Consider the following 18129-nt stretch of genomic DNA (forward strand, 5'->3'; position numbering starts at 1 on the left):
GGTCTACCGGCCGTCCTGCCCCGACCGGGAGTGCAGGATCGCGCGGGTCCGGGGGTTGCGCCGGGCGGGGTTGGCGGCTCGGCGGATTCGGGTGTCGCCATAGCGGACGCCGCCGAGCAGGAAGCGTTGGGCGACCGCGAGCCAGCCGCACACACCGCGTTCCAGCAGCCAGAGCGGGGCCGCCAGCGCCGTGGTCGGCGGGAACACCCGGCCACCGCCGGCACGGCGGCGACCCGTCTCGGCCAGGGCGACGACCCCGGCCACCGCGCCGAGCAGCACCCTGGGCCGGCGCGACGCGACCGCCGCCGCCAGTGCCGGCAGCACCGCGAGCGCGGTCAGCAGGCGAGCCGGCTGAGCCAGGTCGTCGTACGCCTGACGGACCCGTTGGCCACGGAAATGCGCGGTGTCCGGAGGCAGCCGACGGACGTACAGCCAGGCCGGGGCGGCCTCGGTGCCACGGTGGGCGCGCACCGTACGGATCAGCTCCAGGTTCTCGAAGAGCACGTCCGGGTCGTACCCGCCCATGGCGAGGAAGGTGCCGCGCCGCACGGCGAGGGTGCCTGGGTAGTCCGCCCCGAGCGCCCGGTTGAGCAGCGTGCGGCCGGTGTCCCACCAGGCGTGCCAGGGCAGCGGGTCGAAGTAGTTCTGGGGTCGTACCAAATCGGCCCGGTCGAGCAACCGGTGTACCGCGGACAGCGCGGCCTCGTCGTACCGGACGTCGTCGTCGGCGATCACCACGTGCTCGTGGCCGGCCGCCCGGACGCCGGTGTGTACGCCGAGCACCTTGCCGTTGAGCCCGCGCTCGCTCGGGTCCGGTGGGAGGTGCCGGACCAGCCCCCGCCACGCCTCGGCGTGCCGGGCGAAGAGGTCCGGGGGTGAGCCGTCGACCACCAGCACCTCGACCCGGTCACCCAGCCAGCGCAGGTAGTCGGTCAGCTCGGCCAGGCCGGTGTCGGTGTGCCAGCGCAGCGGCAGCACGTACGTCATCGGTAGGCGGACCGGCGACGTGCCGGCGCCCTCGTGCTCGACCTCCCACCGGCGGGTGGTGGGCCGGGCGTCTCCAGTAGGGCTGAACGAGGACATGACAGCTCCGTGGCGGACAGGATCGCGGTCGGTGTTGAGCAGCATCTGCCCGCATTTCCGTCGATCAAACAGCGGGTCGTTTCGACTGCCGGACCCCGGGTAGCGCTGCCCGTAAGAGCTGTCCATGCCCGGGTGTCCGGGTGGAGGAGAGAGACGTCATGACCAACAACGGAACCAGGTGGGCGCTGCTCGGCGTCACCGCGGCGACGGCGGTCGGCGTGGGCCGGGCGGCGGCCCGCCGACGGCGCCGGCATCAGCCGGAGCGGCAGGACGGCTGGTACGTGGTGCGTCGCGGGGTGACCGTGGACCGGTCCCGGGACGAGGTGATCGGCTTCTGGACCGACCGCGAACGGCTGGACCGCGCGCTGGCCGGGTGGGCCACGCTGCAGCAGCTCGACGAGCGGCGTTGGCAGTGCGTGGCCCGCGACCGGGCCGACGGTGAGACGCAGTGGCGGGCCGAGATCACCGTGGAGGGGGCGGGCACCCTGCGGTGGCGGGTAGAGGACGGGCCGATGCCGCAGCTGGGGCGGATCGAGTTGGCCGAAGCCCCGCTGGGCCGGGGCACCGAGATCCGGGCCGAGCTGCGCTACCGCTCCGGTCCGGTGCGTCGGTTGGCCGGCCTGGTCGGCGGCGACGAGCCGGACCTGGCGCTGCGGGACGCGCTGCGGCGGGTGAAGGCGCTGATCGAGTGTGGCCAGGTGGTGGACACCCGGGACGACCCGTCCGGTCGGAGCCCTGGCCAGGAGAAGGCGACCGACAAGGTACGGGAGACGTTGATGACGGGAGGGCGGGCGTGAGGGCGCTCTGCTGGGAAGGCGTCGGCAAGCTGGCGGTCCGCGACGTGCCGGAGCCTCAGATCCGCGCCGAGGGAAACATCATCGTCCGGGTCCGGGCCAGCAGCGTCTGCGGCTCCGACCTGCACCTGATCAACGGGTACCTGCCGGCGATGCGGGAGGGGGACATCCTCGGCCACGAGTTCATGGGCGAGGTGGTGGAGACCGGCCCCGGCGTACGACGGCACCGGGTCGGCGACCGGGTGGTGGTGGGGTCGGTGGTCGCCTGCGGTGGCTGTTGGTACTGCCGGACCGAGCAGTACTCGCTCTGCGACAACTCCAATCCGCAGCCGGTGTTCACCGAGAAGCTGTGGGGGCACTCGCCGGCCGGCATTCTGGGCTACTCGCACGCCGCCGGTGGTTACGCCGGATCACACGCCGAGTACATCCGGGTGCCGTTCGGCGACATCGGCGCCTTCGCCGTACCCGACGGGGTGCCGGACGACTCGGTGGTGTTCGCCTCCGACGCGATGCCCACCGGGTGGATGGCGGCGGACTTCTGCGGGCTCACCGGCGGCGAGGTGGTGGCCGTCTGGGGTGCCGGTGGCGTCGGTCAGATGGCGGCCCGTTCGGCGCAACTCCTGGGCGCCGAGCGGGTCATCATGATCGACCGATTTCCGGATCGGCTCGCCACCGCCACCGAACGGATCGGGGTCGAGACGATCAACTACGCGGAGACCGACGTGCTGGAGGCGCTGCGCGAGCTGACCGCCGGGCGTGGGCCGGACGCCTGCATCGAGGCCGTCGGGATGGAGTCGCACGACGTGGGGCCGACCTACGCGTACGACCGGGTGAAGCAGGCGGCGCGGTTGCAGACCGACCGTCCGACCTCGGTCCGCCAGGCGATCATGGCCTGCCGCAAGGGCGGCACGGTGAGCATCGTCGGTGTGTACGCCGGTCTGGTCGACAAGTTTCCGCTCGGCGCGGCCATGAACAAGGCCCTGGTGCTGCGGATGGGGCAGATGCACGCGCAGCGCTACATCCCGATGCTGCTCGACCGGCTCGCCGCCGGCGAGATCGACCCCGGCTATCTGGCCACCCACCCGCTCTCCCTGGAACAGGGCGCCCAGGGGTACGAGCTGTTCGAGAAGAAGGAAGACGGCTGTCTGCGCAGCGTCCTGCATCCCTGACGGGCCGGGGACGCACCCGCCTCGCCGGTCACTGCGGTCGGCGGGGCGGGGGTCAGCCGGTGCGGCGGACGTTGGTGAGGGTGAGGCCGAGAGGCGGCAGCGCGGGCATCCGGTGCAGGTCCAGGGCCAGGTTCTGGACGGGAACGTCGTAGCGCATGGCGGCGGTCAGGTTGGTGACCGCCCGCTTCATCAGGTCGATGGTGATCCACTCGCCGGGGCAGCGGTGCCCGGTCCAGTGGTCGCCGCCGCCCTGCGGGATCAGCTCGAACGGGTCCACCCGCCGGCCGGCGAACCGTTCCGGGCGAAACAGCTCCGGTTGGGGCCAGAGCGTCGGGTGGTGGTTGGTGCCGTAGAGGTCGAGCAGCACCCGTCGGCCCTTCGGAAAGTGGTGGCCCTGCCAGTCGAAGGACCGCCGGACCCGGGCCGCCGCCATCGGGAAGAACGGGTAGTAGCGGCGCACTTCCTGGACGAAGTGCTCGGTGGCCTCGTCGTCGTCACGGACCCGTTCCCGCCAGGACGGATGGTCGTGCAGGGCGAGCGCGGCGAAGGCGATGTACTGGTCGACGGCGACCACCGGGCGCAGCAGGTTGAGCAGCTCCACGGCCGCGATCCGCCGGGGCAGGAGGTTGCCGTGCCCGTCGCGTTGTTCCGCGATCACGGCCAGGGCGCTGCCGGCCGGCGGCGGGGCGAGACCGACCCGGCTCCGTTCGATGAGGTCGCCGAGCCAGCGTTCGGCCCGGTACCGGGCCAGCCGTCCCCGCCAGTGCCGGGGGCCGATCACCGCCGGAGCCTCGATCATGGCGTGCAGCTCGACGGCGCGGCGCTCGACCTGCGACGCGGGCAGCGGCACCCCGGCCCAGGCGCAGACCACCCGGGTCAGCAACCGACCCAGCTCGTCGTAGAGCGACACCGGGCCGGCGCCCTCCCAGGCGGTGATCCGGGCCCGCCACTCGTCGTCGAAGAGTTGACCGAGCCGCTGGATCGCCGCCGGTGTCATGATCGACATGAACATGGCCTTGCGGTCGGAGTGCTCCGACCCGTCCAGCCCCTGCACCCCACCCCGACCGGTCAGCGTCCGCTGCACCCGCAGCGGCATCGCGGTGGCGCGCTGGAAGCGGTCGGTGTCGTAGAACAGCTCCGCCGCCGGTCGGCCGCGCAGGCAGATGGTCGGGGCGAGCAGGATCCGGGTCCGGAAGATGTCGCTGCCGTACCGCTCGCAGCGCTCGCTCACGAACCGGTAACCGGTGCGGAGCATCGCGAGGGTGCTGTCCGGGCTGCGGTCGGCCGGCATGGTCGCCATCGGGTCTCCTCACACGCAGGTGCGGCTGGTCGCGTAGACCACCGCGCTTACCCCCGTCGACGCCGCTGAATCCCGCCCGGCTGGCCCCTCCCAGGGGCGGCGGAACCTGGTTGGCTGCTGGTGGGACAACCACGGGGAGGGCGGATGCGCGACAACAGATCGCCGCACTGGCGGCAGCGGCGAGCGGCCGCAGCACTGGGCGGAGGCCGTGACGGCCGGTCGCTGATCGGGCCGCCGCGGCGGCCCACCCGTCCGCACCGGTTCTTCACGGTGCACCTGGGCTTCACCGCGCCGGGCCCGGACGAGGCGCGCGAGTTGGCCGTGGCGTACGCCGAGGCGCTGAGCCTGCTCCGCTCGGAGGTGGCACTCGGGGCGGCGGCCCTGTCACCGGCGGACGCCTGGCAGCGGGCCGAGCGGCTGTTCTGCGGCGCGGTCGGCCCGGACGGGGAGCGCTGCGTCGACGTGGCCGGCCATCCGGGCTTCCACCACGCCCCAGGCCCCGGTGGGCTCGGCTGGGGCGACGGCGACGGTCCCGGCGATGGTTGACCACCAGCCCCGGGTGGTCGATCCGGAAGTGCGCCGGCCGGCCCGCCCGCGTGGCCGTGCCGGTGTCCCGACCACGGGCACCGGCACGGCCATCCACCGCCGACGGGTCGACGGGCACGATCAGTCCAGGTCGAACTCGCCGTCCTGCGCGCCGGCCACGAAGGCGTCCCACTCGGCCTGGGTGAAGACCAGCACCGGCCCGTCCGGCTCGGCCGAGTTGCGCATCCCGATCAGGTCGTCGACGAAGGCGACCTCGACGGCGCTGTCGGAGGTGTCCCCCTCGGCCCGCTGCCAGACCGCCCGAGAGAGGTCGAAGTCGCCCTTGGGGTGCTGCGCCATGGTTCTTTCCTCCAGTGCCGAGGGTCGTGTGGTGACCGGGTGCCGATCCCCATCGGGCAGGATAAGCGGATGCCGAGCCTGACCCGTGTAGAGGCGACCGCGCGTGGCGCGGCGATTACTGTCGAGTCCTATCAGGTGGACCTCGACCTGACCGGCGACGGCGACCTGTTCCGCTCCCGCGTCGAGATCCGGTTCCGGGCCACCGCCGGCGCCGCGACCTTCGCCGAGGTCAAGCCCGCCAAACTGCTTGGCGTACGCCTCAACGACCGCGACCTCGATCCCGACCTGCTCACCGACAACCGGCTGCCGCTCGACGACCTGGCCGACGACAACACGCTGGTCGTCGAGGCCGAGATGGCGTACTCCAAGACGGGGGAGGGGATGCACCGCTTCGTCGACCCGGCCGACGGCGAGACCTACCTCTACGCCGAGTCCTTCCTCGACAACGCGCCGCGCATCTTCGCCGCCTTCGACCAGCCCGACCTCAAGGCTCCGTTCACCCTCTCGGTCACCGCGCCGCCGCAGTGGACCGTCGCCGCCAACGCCGAGGTGGCCGCCAACCCGGCCCCCGGGCGCTGGGAGTTCGCCCCGAGCGCACCCCTGGCCACCTACTTCTTCTCGCTGATCGCCGGGCCGTACCACGTCCGGCGCGCCGAGCACGACGGCGTACCGCTGGGCATCTACTGCCGTCGGTCGCTCGCCGAGCACCTGGACGCTGACGCCGAGGAGATCTTCACCGTCACCCGCCAGTGCCTGGACCGGTTCCATCAGCTCTTCACCGAGCGCTACCCGTTCGGCAAGTACGACCAGGCGTTCGTGCCCGAGTTCAACGCCGGTGCGATGGAAAACCCGGGCCTCGTCACCTTCCGCGACGACTACGTGTTCCGCTCGGCGGTCACCGACACCCAGCGCGAGCTGCGGGCCACCACCATCGCGCACGAGATGGCGCACATGTGGTTCGGTGACCTGGTCACCATGCGCTGGTGGGACGACCTGTGGCTGAACGAGTCCTTCGCGGAGTACCTGGGCACCCGGGTCACCGCCGAGGCCACCCGCTTCGCCCAGGCGTGGACCACCTTCGCCATGCGCCGCAAGGCCTGGGGGTACACCGCCGACCAGCGCCCCTCCACCCACCCGGTCGCCCCGGAGGAGGTGGCCGACACCGACGAGGGCCTGCTCAACTTCGACGGCATCTCGTACGCCAAGGGCGCCAGCGTGCTGCGGCAACTGGTCGCGTGGCTCGGTGACGAGGCGTTCCTCGCCGGCCTGAACGCGCACTTCGCCGCGCACCGCTTCGGCAACGCCACCCTCGCCGACCTGCTGGCCAGCCTCTCCGCCAGCAGTGAACGGGACCTCTCCGACTGGGCCGAGTCGTGGTTGCGCCGACCGCAGGTCAACACGCTGCGCGCCGAGGTCGCCGTGGACAGCGACGGAAACTACACCGAGGTGGCCGTGGTGCAGACCGCGCCCGATTCTCACCCGGTGTTGCGCCCGCACCGGCTCGGCGTGGGCCGCTACTCGGCGGACGGCACCGTGCGACGCGACGAGGTCGACATCGACCCGACCGCCGAGGGAGGCCGGACGGTGCTCGGTGCGCTGACCGGCGCGCCGGCAGCCCGGCTGCTGCTGCTCAACGACGGTGACCTCACGTTCGCCAAGGTGCGCCTCGACCCGGCCTCCGCGAGCGCTGTCCCGCTGGTGCTGCCCGGTCTGACCGACCCGCTGGCGAGGGCGGTGCTCTGGGGCGAGGCACTGGACGCGACGAAGGACGGAGAGCGGCCGGTCACCGGCCTGGTCGACCTGATGGTCGCCGCGCTCCCCGCCGAGACCGAGGTGATCATCGCGGAGGACGTGCTGACGCTCAGCCGGTCACTCGTCGACCGCTACCTCGACCCGCTGGCCCGCTCCACGGCCCTGGCCCGGGTCGCCGCGTCATGCCAGCGGCTGCTCGACGGCGCGCCGGCCGGTGAGTCGTTGCAGCTCGCCGCCGCGCGGGGCTGGATCGCCGCCACCACCGACGCCGACCTGCTCGTCGGTTGGCTCGCCGGCCGCGACGCACCGGCCGGTCTGAAGGTCGACGCCGAGCTGCGTTGGGCGGTCCTGAGCCGACTGGTGGTGCTGGGTGTCGCCGGCGAGGCGGAGATCGCCATCGAGGTGGCCGCCGACAACAGCTCCACCGGCGCCGAGTGGGCCGCCCGCTGCCGAGCGGCCCTGCCCGACCCGGCAGCCAAGCAGGCAGCCTGGGAAATCATCATGCGGGACACCGAGTTGTCCACCCGGTTGTTGGAGGCGACCGCCGAGGGGTTCTGGCAACCCGAACAGGCCGACCTGACCGCCGCGTACGTCGATCGGTACTTCGCGGAGATGCCGGCCGCGGCGCACCGGCGTACCGCCTGGACGGCCGACCGGATGGCGACCCTGGCGTTCCCCCGCTACGCCGTGGCGCAGCCCACCCGGGAGGCGGCCGCGGCGCTGCTGGCCCGCGACGACCTGACTCCCGGCCTGCGCCGGGTGGTGACCGACGCCGACGACGACCTGCGCCGCGCGCTGGTCGCCCGGACGGCGGTGGCCGCCGCCTCGGCCTGAACGCGGGCAGCGCGGGGTGGCTGGTTGGCCACCCCGCGCGGCCACAGTTCAGCGCAGGGCGGGCTCCGCTGTGACCGGCGCGTCCCAGTCGATGACGTAGCGCTGCTCGTCGGCGACGGTCTTCTCCGGGTCCAGCACCGTGCGCACCATCAGCGGCATCAGCAACGGCATCAGCGTCCGCGCGACCGCACCCGGGGCCTTCGCATGGTTGATCCGGGCCGCGCGGGCAGCGACCTTCTCCACCCGGGTACGACGCAGCCGCACGTACGCGGCGAACGCCGCCTGGACGTCCGGCAGGTCGCGCAGGCAGCGGGCGAGCTGCACCGCGCTCTCGATGGCTAGTGACGCGCCCTGCCCCGAACTGTTCGACGGCGCGTGCGCCGCATCGCCGACCAGCACCATCCGGCCCCGATGCCAGTGCGGCACGGGCGGCATGATCTGCAACGACCCGACCACCTGAAGCTCGTCGGCGGTGCTGGTCGCGACCAGTTCCCGGCCCGGGTCGTCGTCGCCGTAGGTGGCGCGCAGCGTGTCCAGCCACTGCTCCGCCGGCACCGACCGGGCCTCGACGAGGCTCATCGGCCGCTGCTGCGGCAGGTTGGCCCCCCACCGGGTGCCGCCGCCGGGCTCCGGCCAGTACAGGTAGTAGCCGCGTCGCCCGAACGCGAACGTCATCGTGCCCGGCTCGGCGTCCACCTCGTGTCGGGCGACCGCCTCGAAGCCGAGCAGCCCGGTGAACCGGGGACCGGGTGCGGCGGGGTCGATGAGACCCCGGACCGTCGAGCGGATCCCGTCCGCGCCGACGAGGATGTCGGCGGTCGCGGTGCTGCCGTCCTCGAAACGTGCGGTCACGCCGTCGCCGGTCTGCTCGGCGCCGACCAGCCGCTTGCCGTACGTGAACGGCACGCCCTCGGCGAATGCCTGGTCGTGCAGCACCTGGTACAGCTCGGCCCGATGCACCACGTGCAGCGGCGGCACCCCGGTCAGTGTGGGCATGTCGATGCGGCGGCGGCCGACGGCCAGAGCGCTGCGTCCGATCGGGGTGGCGATCGCCGTCACCGCCTCGTGGGCGTCGACCGTACGCAGAGCCGCCACGCCGTTGGGCGCGAGGGCGAGGGTGCCGCCGATGCCGCTGGCCGTGGTCGGGTACGCCTCGTAGACGGTTGCGGTGATGCCGGCGCGGCGCAGCGCGAGCGCTGTCACCGGCCCGGCGATGCCACCGCCGATGACGATCGCGGTTCGTACCGTGGTCATGCTCTCTCCCTGGTGTGGTCGGTGCACGGCGCGCGGACCTGGTGTGGTCGGTGCGCGGGCGCGCGGACCTGGGAGGAAGCCCGGTTATCCTCGTGGTTGCCGCTTCGGGCCGGGTGCCTTCCCAGGCGTCGGTTCGGGGTCAGGGCCCCGGTGAGGTGTTGGCGCACCTCGCCGGGGCCGTTCTTCAGCCGGTGGTGTCGGTTCTCCGGCTGCTGGCGTTCGTTCGCTCGGCCAACTCGGTCAGCTCCGCCGGCATCTCGCCGGTCTCGTGGAAGGTCCGCCAGGTGTCCAACCCGGGGTAGCTCCCCGAGGTCAGCTCCGCGATCAGTGCCCGCAGCCAGGCCGCCTCCGCGTCCCGCATGGCGAGGTCGTACTCCGACTCGACCAGGAACAGCCGCGGAATCTCCCGCAGGTGCGCGTCGAGCACTTCGCGGTCCTGCCGGATCGCGACCTCCAGCAGATCGAGCCGTTGCCGCAGCAGGTCGGTGGCCTCGTCGGGATGCAGCGCGGCGAGCACGGACAACCCGGCCCGGAAACGGGGATGCTCCGTCATCGGGGTGGAAACCAGCTCGCGGGCCCAGTCGACCAGCTCCGCCCGCCCCGCGTCGGTGATCCGGTAGACGGTGCGTTCCGGGCGTCGGCCCTCGCGCACGCTCTCCACCGCCTCGATCAGGTGGTGTTTGTCCAGGTTGCCGATCACCGTGTAGAAGGACCCCCACTTGAACTCCATGTCCTGGTCCTTGCCCCAGGCGCGCAGTGCGGTGGCGATCTCGTACGGGTGCATCGGCCGCTGGGCCAGGGCGGACAGCACGGCCAGCGCCAGCAGATTGCCGACCTTGCGCCGCTTCGGCACGATGATTCCCCTCGCTCGTCGACGGTTACTCGTCAACGAATATACGCCGACGGTCGAGGACGCCGCGACCCCCCTGTCGCGCCGCGTCTTCTGAAGCCGCCCCCGTGCGGCAGCCCTTCGACGTGCTGCGCTGCCCGGGCCGGGACGGTCGGCCAGGACGCTCGGCCTACGATCATTGGGTGGAGGAAGATATCCGGCGGATCGGGATCATGGGTGGCACCTTCGACCCGATCCACCACGGGCACCTCGTGGCGGCCAGCGAGGTGGCGGACCGGTTCGGGCTGGACGAGGTGGTCTTCGTCCCCACCGGGCAGCCCTGGCAGAAGGCCGACGAGCCGGTGAGCCCGGCCGAGGACCGGTACCTGATGACCGTGATCGCCACCGCCTCCAACCCCCGCTTCCAGGTCAGCCGGGTCGACATCGACCGAAGTGGGCCGACCTACACGGTCGACACGTTGCGTGACCTGCACGCTGAGTACGGCCCGAAGGTGCAGTTGTTCTTCATCACCGGTGCGGACGCCCTGCAACGCATCCTGTCCTGGAAAGACCTGGACGAGATCTTCGAACTGGCCCACTTCATCGGCGTGACCCGGCCGGGTTTCCCGCTGACCGACGAGCACCTCCCGGCGGATACTGTCAGCCTGATCCAGGTGCCCGCGATGTCGATCTCGTCGACCGACTGTCGCGCTCGGGTCGCCAGGGGTGAGCCGGTTTGGTATCTGGTGCCCGACGGTGTGGTGCAGTACATCGCCAAGCGGAGCCTCTATCAGCGCTGAGCGCACCCGCTATGCCCAGGTTCATGCACCTAACCGACCAGAACTGCACGATCGGGGTGCCGCCGGGTATGAGACGCTTGGAGGATCGCACGCTTGATCGAAGGAGAACGGTGACAGTTTCCGAACGCGCTCACGAGCTGGCTATCGCGGCCGCCCAGGCCGCCGCCGACAAGAAGGCGCAGGACATCACGATCATCGACGTCGGCGACCAGCTCGCCATCACCGACGCGTTCGTGCTCGCTGCTGCCCCCAACGAGCGTCAGGTGCTGGCCATCGTCGACGCCATCGAGGAGAGCCTGCTGGAGCTGCCGGAGAAGGCGAAGCCGGTGCGGCGCGAGGGCGAGCGTGGTGGTCGCTGGGTGCTGCTCGACTACGTCGACATCGTGGTGCACGTCCAGCACACCGAGGAGCGGGAGTTCTACGGGCTCGACCGCCTCTGGAAGGACTGCCCCACCATCCCGTTCGTCGATCGCGACCTGGTCGAGGCCGACGCCAGCGGGTCCGCCGCCGCCGAATGACCCGACTGATCGTCTGGCGGCACGGCAACACCGACTGGAACGCCGCCAACCGTGTTCAGGGGCAGCTCGACGTACCCCTCAACGAGCTTGGCCGTGACCAGGCCCGTGCCGCCGCCCCGCTGCTCGCGGCGCGGCGGCCCGACGCCATCGTGGCCAGCGACCTGAGCCGCGCCGCGGAGACCGCCGACGCGCTCGCCGCGCTCACGGGGCTGCCGGTACGCACCGACGCGAGGCTGCGCGAGCGGCACTTCGGCCAGTGGCAGGGTCTGTACCTCACCGAGGTCGCCGAGCGCTTCCCGGAGGAGTACGCGCGCTGGCGGGCCGGTGACCCCGACCCGGGAGCGGACCTGGAGCCCCTGCACGACCTCGGCGAGCGGGTGGGTGCCGCGCTACAGGAGGCAGCCGACCTGGCATCGGGCGGCACCGTGGTGATCGCCACTCACGGTGGCGGCTCCCGGCAGGGCATCGGTCGCCTGCTCGGCTGGGACACTTCCGTGCTGCGCACCATCGGGTCGCTGGCCAACTGCCACTGGACCGAGCTGCGCCACGACGACGTCCGCGGGTGGCAGTTGCGGGCGCACAACGTCGGCCTGATCACCGCCCCGGTCGCCGTCGACGCGGTCTGAGCACTCGCGCCTCGGCGTTCGCCGCCCCGATCGGCTAGCGTGCCGGGCATGCCCGTCGCGGTTGTCATCGACTCCACCGCCTACCTTCCGCCCGAGCTGGTGCAGGCGCACCGGCTGACCGTCGTGCCGTTGACCGTCGTGCTCAACGGCGCGGAGGGGCTGGAGGGGGTGGAGACCCAGCCGGCCGACGCGACCCTGGCACTGAGCGCCCGCCGGGTCACGGCGACCACCTCCCGCCCGGCACCCGAACAGTTCGCCCGGACGTACCGCCGACTCCTCGACGCCGGCGCCGACGGGATCGTCTCGGTGCACATCTCCGCCGCGCTGTCCGGCACGGTGGAGGCCGCCCGGCTGGCCGCCGCCGACCTGGACGGCCGGGTCGAGGTCGTGGACAGCCGCTCGACGGGCATGGGCCTGGGCTTTCCGGCCATCGCCGCCGCCACCGCCGCCGAGGCCGGCGCAGACCTTGCCGGTGTACGCGACGCGGCGCTCGCCGCCATCGCCCGCACCACCGTCTGGTTCTACGTCGACACGCTGGAGTTCCTCCGCCGGGGCGGCCGGATCAACGCCGCCGAGGCGCTGGTCGGCACCGCGCTGTCCGTCAAGCCGATCATGCACATGCCGGACGGGGCGATCGTGCTGCGCGAGAAGGTCCGCACCGCCAGCCGGGGAGTGGCCCGGCTCGTGGACCTGGCCGTCGAGGTGGCCGGCGACGACGACGTGGACCTCGGGGTGCACCACCTGGCCGCGCCACAACGGGCCGAGGCGTTGCGGGCCGCGCTGACCGAGCGGTTCGGTGACCGGCTGCACGACACGTACGTCTCCGAGGCGGGTGCCGTCGTCGCCGCGCACGCCGGGCCGGGCCTGGCCTGCGTGGTCGTCCACCGCCGACCGGAGGCCTGAGCCGTGGCCACGTCGTGCGTGGTGACCGGGGGTGGTCGCGGTGTCGGCCGGGCCGTGGTGGAACGGCTGGTGGCGACCGGTGCCACCATCGTCGTCCTGGAACGCGACGCCGACGCGGTCGACTGGCTGGCCGGCCACCCGGCCGCCGACCGGCTCGTAGCGGTGGTCGGCGACGCCGCCGACGAGCAGGTGGCCGAGCGCGCCGCCGAGCTGGCGGACCGCGCCGCGCCGCTGACCGGCTGGGTGAACAACGCAGCGGTGTTCCGCGACGCCGCGCTGCACACCGCGTCTGCCGACACGGTGCTGGACCTGATCGGGCTGAACCTGCGCCCGGCCGTGGTGGGCGCCTCGGTCGCCGTCCGCCGCTTCCTGGCCCGCGCCGCTGGCGGCGCGATCGTCAACGTCTCGTCGCACCAGGCCCGTCGACCGGTGTCCGGTGCCCTGCCGTACGCGACAGCGAAGGCCGCCGTGGAAGGGCTGACCCGGGCGCTGGCCGTCGAGTACGGGCGGCACGGCATCCGCGCCAACGCGGTCGCGCTCGGCTCGATCGCCACCGAGCGGCACGCCGAATTCCTCGCCACCCAGGAGCCCACCCAGGCCCAGTGGATCGACGCCGAGCTGACCCGGCTGCACCCGGTGGGCCGCATCGGGCGGGCCGAGGAGGTGGCCGAGGCGGTCGCGTACCTGCTGTCGCCCGCGGCGAGCTTCATCAACGGCGTGACGTTGCCGGTGGACGGCGGACGGGCCGTGCTCGGCCTCGACCCAGAGGCCCGCTGACCGTCGCGTAGTTGCTCCGGGCCGCTGTGTTAGCCTCCGTGCGCGCCCCAGATGGGCCTACCCCCCCGGAGGTTCTGGCTACTTGAGCCACCACGCCGAGATCGACGCGACGTACGCGTCTCTCGTGCGGGATCCGGGGCGTCGGTGCCCTCGGGGCTTTGTCATCTGCGTGGCTGGGTGAACGCTGTGGGCCTCCGGTCGGGTCTTCGGATCGACCGGGAAGAAGACGGTACGCATGACTGTCACGTTCAACCACACCATCATCGCCAGCAAGGACAAGAGCGCCTCGGCCGCGTTCTACCGGGAGCTGTTCGAGCTGCCGGAGGCGCCTTCGTGGGGGCCGTTCGCCAACGTCCAGCTGGACGAGGGTGTGTTGCTCCAGTTCGCCGAGCCGCCGGTGGACATCCAGATGCAGCACTACGCGTTCCTCGTCGACGACGAGTTGTTCGGGCGGTGTCTGGCGTTCGTCGAGGGCCGTGGCATCACGTACTGGGCCGACCCGCAGCTGAAGCGGGAGGGGGAGACCAACACCGAGCACGGTGGTCGGGGCTTCTACTTCTTCGACCCGGCCGGCCACGCCATCGAGATCATCACCCGCCCGTACCTGTAGCAGGCCCGACGGCCGGTCGGGCGTGGTTGCCCCACCGGCCGTCAGCCTCGCTGCTGAGCCTCGTGGGTGGTGGGGTCGCGCTCTCGCCCGGGCGTACGGGATTAGTCAGCCGGAACCCCGACGCCGCGAAGTTGGCCCCATGCTCACGATCGGACAGCACGAAGGTTCCGCCCCGCTGCTCCGGCTGCCAGCCACTCTTCAGGCCGCAGACGATGACCGCCCGCACGTCGGCGGGTGTGGGGTAGCCGTCGTCGACAACGTACGGCCCGGGTGCCGACACCAGATCCGCTTCGAGTTTCTGGTTGTTCTTGCCGCCGGATCCCCAGGCGCGAACGTAGACGGCTCGGTGGTGGAAACCGTCGACCTGCACGCTGTGCAGCGCCGCGCGCCACGTGAAGGTGTGCCCGTCGACGTGTATCTGCCGTAGTCGAGCCCGCATCTGCGCCACCTCCGTTGTCGGACCCGAAGATCGACAATATGTACTCTACTTCGCATTTTCCCAGGTCACGCGCCCACGTCCGACTCCCGCATAGCAGATTCGGGCATGATCAGGGCGTTGTCCACAAGGGCGTTGGTTGTCCACAGGCCGACGCCGTCCCCCTCCACCGTCCCGGCCGCCGCCATAGCGTCGCGCTGTGTCGCACGACGAGGAGACAGAGGTACGCCAGCGCCTGCGCCGGCTGACCGAGGCGGCTGTCGCACCGCCGCCCCGGTCGGAGGCGCCGCTCGCGGGCGTACCCCCGTCGTCCCTGGTCGTCGGCGTGCAGCCTGCGGACCGGTCCACCACGCCGGTCGCGGAGCCGGCCTCGGGGGGCCTTGAGTCGCGGTTGCCCGGCCCAGGGGCGTTCGACCCCGGGCGGCGCGGTGTGCGGGCGTTGGCGGTGGTCGCCGTGGTGGTGGTCGTGGGCGCGGCAGGTTGGGCCTGGCGGGCCCGGCCGCAGTCGGAGCCCGTCGCCCCGCTGGTCAGTGAGACCGCGTCGGCCGCCCCCGCGGCTGACCCCAGCGCGTCCGGCTCCGGCGAGGTGGTGGTGGCGGTCGCGGGCAAGGTCCGAAAACCCGGTCTGGTACGCCTGCCGGCCGGTTCCCGTCTCGCCGACGCGGTGCAGGCGGCCGGCGGCGCGCTGCCCGGGGTCGACGTGGCGCTGCTCAACCCCGCCCGAAAGGTCACCGACGGCGAGCTGATCGTGGTCGGGGTGACGCCACCGCCGATGCCGGGCGGTCTGGCCGGGCCGGCGGCGGGCGGCGCGGCTCCCGCCACCGGCCCACTGAACCTCAACACCGCCACACTGGCGCAGCTCGACGCGCTGCCCGGGGTGGGGCCGGTGCTCGCCCAACGCATCCTCACCCACCGGGAGCAGCACGGCGGGTTCAAGTCCGTTGGCGACCTGCGCCAGGTCGACGGGATCGGCGATGCCCGCTACGAGCAGCTCAAGGATCTGGTGACGGTATGACCGAGTCCGCCGTCGGCGCATCCCCACCACCGGCCGGCCGGCCCAAGCCGTTGGCTGGGCCGGTGCAGCCCTCGCCATCGGCCGGCCAGGCCCGGTCCGAGCCGCCGGATCTGCGACTGGCCGGGCTCGCCGTGGCGGCCTGGCTCACCGCGCTCGCCGGCCTGCACCTCGGCAGCCGCACTGTCGTGCTGGTGGCCGGCACGGCGGCCGCTCTGACCGCGGTTGGTGCCGTGCATCTGCTCGGCCGCCTCGGCCGTCCCCGAGCCGTGGTGCGGCGCTACGGCTGGGTGGCCGTGGCGGTCGGCCTGGGAGTGGTCTGCGGCGGTGCGGCCACCGCCGCCCGGCTCGCCGTTCGTGACGCGCCCGCGATCCGTGCCCTCGCCGAGCACCGCGCTCCGATCACCGCCGACCTCGTCGTCCGGGACGACCCGCGCCCGATCCGGAGCGCCGGGCGGCCCGGCATGTTGCTGGTGTCGACCGAACTGGTCCGACTCACCGACCCGGACGGTCGACGAATCCACGCCTCCGTGCGGCTGCTCGTCCTGGCGACCGACCCGGCGTGGCAGGGTCTGCTCCCCGGGCAGCGCCTCACCGCCGACGGCCGGCTCGGCGTTCCGCGCGGCGGCGACCTCACCGCGGCGGTGCTCAGCACCAACGACCCACCGCAGCGACACGGCGCGCCGTCCTGGGCGCAGCGCGCCGCCGGGACGTTGCGTACCGGCCTACAACGGGCCTGCGCGCCGCTGCCCGACGACCCCGGTGGGCTGCTGCCCGGTCTGGTGGTGGGCGACACCAGCCGACTGCCACCCGCCGTCGAACAGGACTTCCAGGCCACCGGAATGACCCACCTCAACGCGGTTTCGGGCTCCAACGTGGCGATCGTGGTGGGTGCGGTGTTGTTGCTGGCCCGTTGGTCGAGGGCCGGCCCGTGGCTCGCCGCCGCGCTGTGTGGGGTGGCGCTGGTGGGGTTCGTCATCCTGGTCCGCCCGTCGCCGAGCGTCGTACGCGCCGCCACGATGGGAGCGATCGGGCTCGCCGCCCTGGCTGCCGGTCGTCCCCGGGCGGCGCTGCCCGCGCTGGCCACCGCGGTGACCGTGCTGGTGCTCGTCGACCCCGAGCTGGCCGGGGATCCCGGGTTCGCCCTCTCCGTGCTGGCCACCGGTGGCCTTCTGCTGCTCGCGCCGCGCTGGCGGGACGGGCTGCGTCGGCGAGGCGTCCCGCCGGGGCTGGCCGAGGCGTTGGCCGTGCCGGCGGCCGCCCAACTTGCCTGCGGCCCGGTCGTCGCCGGGATCTCCGGCACGGTGAGCCTGGTGGCGGTGCCCGCCAACCTACTGGCGGTGCCGGCCATCGCTCCAGCGACCGTGCTGGGCGTGCTGGCGGCCATGGTGTCGCCGATCTGGCCGGCCGGCGCCGAGTTCGTGGCATGGCTGGCGAGTTGGCCGGCCTGGTGGTTGGTGGTCATCGCCCGCCAGGGTGCCCGACTGCCGGGTGGCACCCTGCCGTGGCCGGGCGGGGTGCCCGGTGCCCTGCTGCTGACCGGGCTGACCGTCGCGCTGCTGATCGCGGTGCGCCGACCCCTCGTACGCCGGCTGGTGGCGGTGGTGGGGGTCGCCGCCGTGCTGGGTGCCATGCCGGTTCGGCTGGTGGCCGCCGGCTGGCCGCCGGCCGGTTGGGTGGTGGTGGCCTGCGCGGTGGGCCAGGGCGACGCGCTGGTGCTCCCGGTCGACCCCGGCCGGGCCGTGGTGGTGGACGCCGGGCCGGAACCGGGAGCGGTGGACGGTTGCCTGCGTCGGCTCGGCGTACGGGAGGTGCCCCTGCTCGTGATCAGCCACTTCCACGTGGACCACGTGGGCGGGGTCGCCGGGGTGTTCCGGGGGCGGCGGGTGGGTGCCGTGCTGACGCCGTCGTCGACCGACCCGGAGAGCGGCCGGGAGTTGGTGCGGGCGTCGGCCACCGGCGGGCGGGCCGCGCTGTTGACCACCGTGGCCGGCGCTCGCCACCCCGTGGGCGGGGTCGACCTGCTGGTGCTCGGCCCGCCGTACCCGCTGGCCGGCACCAGGTCCGACCCGAACAACAACTCGCTGGTGCTGCGCGCCACGGTGGCCGGGGTACGGATCCTGCTGGCCGGCGACGCGGAGACCGAGGAGCAGCACGCGATGGTGGCGCGGGCGGCCCCCGGCCAGTTACGGGCGGACGTGCTGAAGGTCGCGCATCACGGTTCGGCGTATCAGGACCTGGGTTTCCTCGACGCGGTGCGGCCGTCGGTGGCGCTCGTGCCGGTGGGCACGGGCAACACCTACGGACACCCGAGTGCGGGCCTGCTCGCCCGACTGAGCAGGGGCGGCGTGCGGGTGCTGCGCACCGACACGGACGGAGACGTGGCGGCGGTCCGAACGGGCGACGGTCTGGCGGTAGCTCGGAGAGGTGTGCCCGCAGGCCGACGGCCCTGAGCTGCCGGTCAGCACAGCGGCTTCCGATTGGGTGGGCGACTTGCGGATTAAGCAAGCAATTGAGGTGGATGTCGGGATTTGCACTGTGTGCGGG

Annotated in this window: 18 protein-coding genes; 12 read left to right on the forward strand and 6 right to left on the reverse strand. The window is 72.8% G+C overall.

The window, feature by feature from the left end:
- Positions 1–3 precede the first annotated feature (3 nt).
- Positions 4–1083: a glycosyltransferase gene (locus ACIBD9_RS27625; RefSeq protein WP_396722026.1), complete on the reverse strand. Its 1080-nt coding sequence runs from the start codon at positions 1081–1083 to the stop codon at positions 4–6.
- Positions 1084–1241: 158 nt separating this feature from the next.
- Between ACIBD9_RS27625 and ACIBD9_RS27630 the strand changes: the two genes are divergently transcribed.
- Positions 1242–1880, forward strand: a complete 639-nt coding sequence (locus tag ACIBD9_RS27630) for a cyclase (RefSeq protein ID WP_396722028.1) — start codon at positions 1242–1244, stop codon at positions 1878–1880.
- The gene (locus ACIBD9_RS27635) at positions 1877–3046 is read left to right on the forward strand and encodes a zinc-dependent alcohol dehydrogenase (RefSeq protein WP_396722029.1); all 1170 of its coding nucleotides are present in this window, start codon (positions 1877–1879) and stop codon (positions 3044–3046) included. The genes ACIBD9_RS27630 and ACIBD9_RS27635 overlap by 4 nt, the downstream gene beginning before the upstream one ends.
- A 52-nt stretch (positions 3047–3098) precedes the next feature.
- Here ACIBD9_RS27635 and ACIBD9_RS27640 read toward each other — a convergent pair whose 3' ends face one another.
- The gene (locus ACIBD9_RS27640; protein ID WP_396722031.1) at positions 3099–4346 is read right to left on the reverse strand and encodes a cytochrome P450; all 1248 of its coding nucleotides are present in this window, start codon (positions 4344–4346) and stop codon (positions 3099–3101) included.
- A 144-nt stretch (positions 4347–4490) separates the two neighbouring features.
- Here ACIBD9_RS27640 and ACIBD9_RS27645 point away from each other — a divergent pair, with 144 nt between their 5' ends.
- Entirely contained in the window at positions 4491–4892 is a 402-nt protein-coding gene (locus ACIBD9_RS27645; RefSeq protein ID WP_396722033.1) for a hypothetical protein, read from the forward strand.
- Between the two features lie 120 nt (positions 4893–5012).
- On the opposite strand, the gene ACIBD9_RS27650 is transcribed toward ACIBD9_RS27645, so the two are convergent.
- On the reverse strand, positions 5013–5231 hold the full coding sequence (locus ACIBD9_RS27650; protein ID WP_030336536.1) for a DUF397 domain-containing protein: 219 nt from the start codon (positions 5229–5231) through the stop codon (positions 5013–5015).
- A 69-nt stretch (positions 5232–5300) separates the two neighbouring features.
- On the opposite strand from ACIBD9_RS27650, the gene pepN reads away from it, so the two are divergent.
- Positions 5301–7817: an aminopeptidase N gene (pepN, locus tag ACIBD9_RS27655; RefSeq protein ID WP_396722035.1), complete on the forward strand. Its 2517-nt coding sequence runs from the start codon at positions 5301–5303 to the stop codon at positions 7815–7817.
- A 48-nt stretch (positions 7818–7865) separates the two neighbouring features.
- On the opposite strand, the gene ACIBD9_RS27660 is transcribed toward pepN, so the two are convergent.
- Together ACIBD9_RS27660 and ACIBD9_RS27665 are read right to left on the reverse strand one after the other, a co-directional pair.
- On the reverse strand, positions 7866–9071 hold the full coding sequence (locus ACIBD9_RS27660; RefSeq protein ID WP_396722037.1) for an FAD-dependent oxidoreductase: 1206 nt from the start codon (positions 9069–9071) through the stop codon (positions 7866–7868).
- A 184-nt stretch (positions 9072–9255) separates the two neighbouring features.
- The gene (locus ACIBD9_RS27665) at positions 9256–9924 is read right to left on the reverse strand and encodes a PadR family transcriptional regulator (RefSeq protein ID WP_396722039.1); all 669 of its coding nucleotides are present in this window, start codon (positions 9922–9924) and stop codon (positions 9256–9258) included.
- Between the two features lie 179 nt (positions 9925–10103).
- Between ACIBD9_RS27665 and nadD the strand changes: the two genes are divergently transcribed.
- From nadD to ACIBD9_RS27695, 6 genes are all read left to right on the forward strand, one after another.
- Positions 10104–10700 (forward strand): nicotinate-nucleotide adenylyltransferase, encoded by a 597-nt coding sequence (nadD, locus tag ACIBD9_RS27670; RefSeq protein WP_387172177.1) that lies wholly within the window; start codon positions 10104–10106, stop codon positions 10698–10700.
- A gap of 110 nt (positions 10701–10810) precedes the next feature.
- Positions 10811–11218, forward strand: a complete 408-nt coding sequence (gene rsfS / locus ACIBD9_RS27675) for a ribosome silencing factor (RefSeq protein WP_030336526.1) — start codon at positions 10811–10813, stop codon at positions 11216–11218.
- Positions 11215–11844 (forward strand): histidine phosphatase family protein, encoded by a 630-nt coding sequence (locus ACIBD9_RS27680; RefSeq protein ID WP_396722041.1) that lies wholly within the window; start codon positions 11215–11217, stop codon positions 11842–11844. Before rsfS ends, ACIBD9_RS27680 begins: the two co-directional genes overlap by 4 nt.
- Positions 11845–11892: 48 nt before the next feature.
- Complete coding sequence (locus tag ACIBD9_RS27685) at positions 11893–12747, forward strand: DegV family protein (RefSeq protein WP_396722043.1); 855 nt, start codon at positions 11893–11895, stop codon at positions 12745–12747.
- Between the two features lie 3 nt (positions 12748–12750).
- A complete protein-coding gene (locus ACIBD9_RS27690; protein WP_396722044.1) occupies positions 12751–13524 on the forward strand; it encodes an SDR family NAD(P)-dependent oxidoreductase in 774 nt (257 codons plus the stop codon).
- 235 nt (positions 13525–13759) lie between these two features.
- Positions 13760–14134 (forward strand): VOC family protein, encoded by a 375-nt coding sequence (locus ACIBD9_RS27695; protein WP_396722046.1) that lies wholly within the window; start codon positions 13760–13762, stop codon positions 14132–14134.
- Here the strand turns inward: ACIBD9_RS27695 and ACIBD9_RS27700 are convergent.
- A complete protein-coding gene (locus tag ACIBD9_RS27700; RefSeq protein WP_396722047.1) occupies positions 14115–14573 on the reverse strand; it encodes an integrase in 459 nt (152 codons plus the stop codon). The genes ACIBD9_RS27695 and ACIBD9_RS27700 overlap by 20 nt on opposite strands.
- Before the next feature lie 196 nt (positions 14574–14769).
- Between ACIBD9_RS27700 and ACIBD9_RS27705 the strand changes: the two genes are divergently transcribed.
- Positions 14770–15585, forward strand: a complete 816-nt coding sequence (locus ACIBD9_RS27705; protein WP_396722048.1) for a helix-hairpin-helix domain-containing protein — start codon at positions 14770–14772, stop codon at positions 15583–15585.
- Positions 15582–18035, forward strand: coding sequence for a ComEC/Rec2 family competence protein (locus ACIBD9_RS27710; RefSeq protein WP_396722049.1), 2454 nt, complete (start codon positions 15582–15584; stop codon positions 18033–18035). Before ACIBD9_RS27705 ends, ACIBD9_RS27710 begins: the two co-directional genes overlap by 4 nt.
- The last annotated feature ends 94 nt before the right edge of the window (positions 18036–18129 follow it).

Origin of the sequence: Micromonospora sp. NPDC050784, assembly GCF_044456765.1 — a bacterium.
GTDB lineage: Bacteria > Actinomycetota > Actinomycetes > Mycobacteriales > Micromonosporaceae > Micromonospora > Micromonospora foliorum.

What these genes read in the sequence shown, in the direction of transcription:
- ACIBD9_RS27625 (WP_396722026.1), bottom strand. Translation starts at nt 1,083, where the DNA reads ATGTCCTCGTTCAGCCCTACTGGAGACGCCCGGCCCACCACCCGCCGG.
- ACIBD9_RS27630 (WP_396722028.1), top strand. Translation starts at nt 1,242, where the DNA reads ATGACCAACAACGGAACCAGGTGGGCGCTGCTCGGCGTCACCGCGGCG.
- ACIBD9_RS27640 (WP_396722031.1), bottom strand. Translation starts at nt 4,346, where the DNA reads ATGGCGACCATGCCGGCCGACCGCAGCCCGGACAGCACCCTCGCGATG.
- ACIBD9_RS27645 (WP_396722033.1), top strand. Translation starts at nt 4,491, where the DNA reads ATGCGCGACAACAGATCGCCGCACTGGCGGCAGCGGCGAGCGGCCGCA.
- ACIBD9_RS27650 (WP_030336536.1), bottom strand. Translation starts at nt 5,231, where the DNA reads ATGGCGCAGCACCCCAAGGGCGACTTCGACCTCTCTCGGGCGGTCTGG.
- pepN (WP_396722035.1), top strand. Translation starts at nt 5,301, where the DNA reads ATGCCGAGCCTGACCCGTGTAGAGGCGACCGCGCGTGGCGCGGCGATT.
- ACIBD9_RS27660 (WP_396722037.1), bottom strand. Translation starts at nt 9,071, where the DNA reads ATGACCACGGTACGAACCGCGATCGTCATCGGCGGTGGCATCGCCGGG.
- ACIBD9_RS27680 (WP_396722041.1), top strand. Translation starts at nt 11,215, where the DNA reads ATGACCCGACTGATCGTCTGGCGGCACGGCAACACCGACTGGAACGCC.
- ACIBD9_RS27685 (WP_396722043.1), top strand. Translation starts at nt 11,893, where the DNA reads ATGCCCGTCGCGGTTGTCATCGACTCCACCGCCTACCTTCCGCCCGAG.
- ACIBD9_RS27695 (WP_396722046.1), top strand. Translation starts at nt 13,760, where the DNA reads ATGACTGTCACGTTCAACCACACCATCATCGCCAGCAAGGACAAGAGC.
- ACIBD9_RS27700 (WP_396722047.1), bottom strand. Translation starts at nt 14,573, where the DNA reads ATGCGGGCTCGACTACGGCAGATACACGTCGACGGGCACACCTTCACG.
- ACIBD9_RS27710 (WP_396722049.1), top strand. Translation starts at nt 15,582, where the DNA reads ATGACCGAGTCCGCCGTCGGCGCATCCCCACCACCGGCCGGCCGGCCC.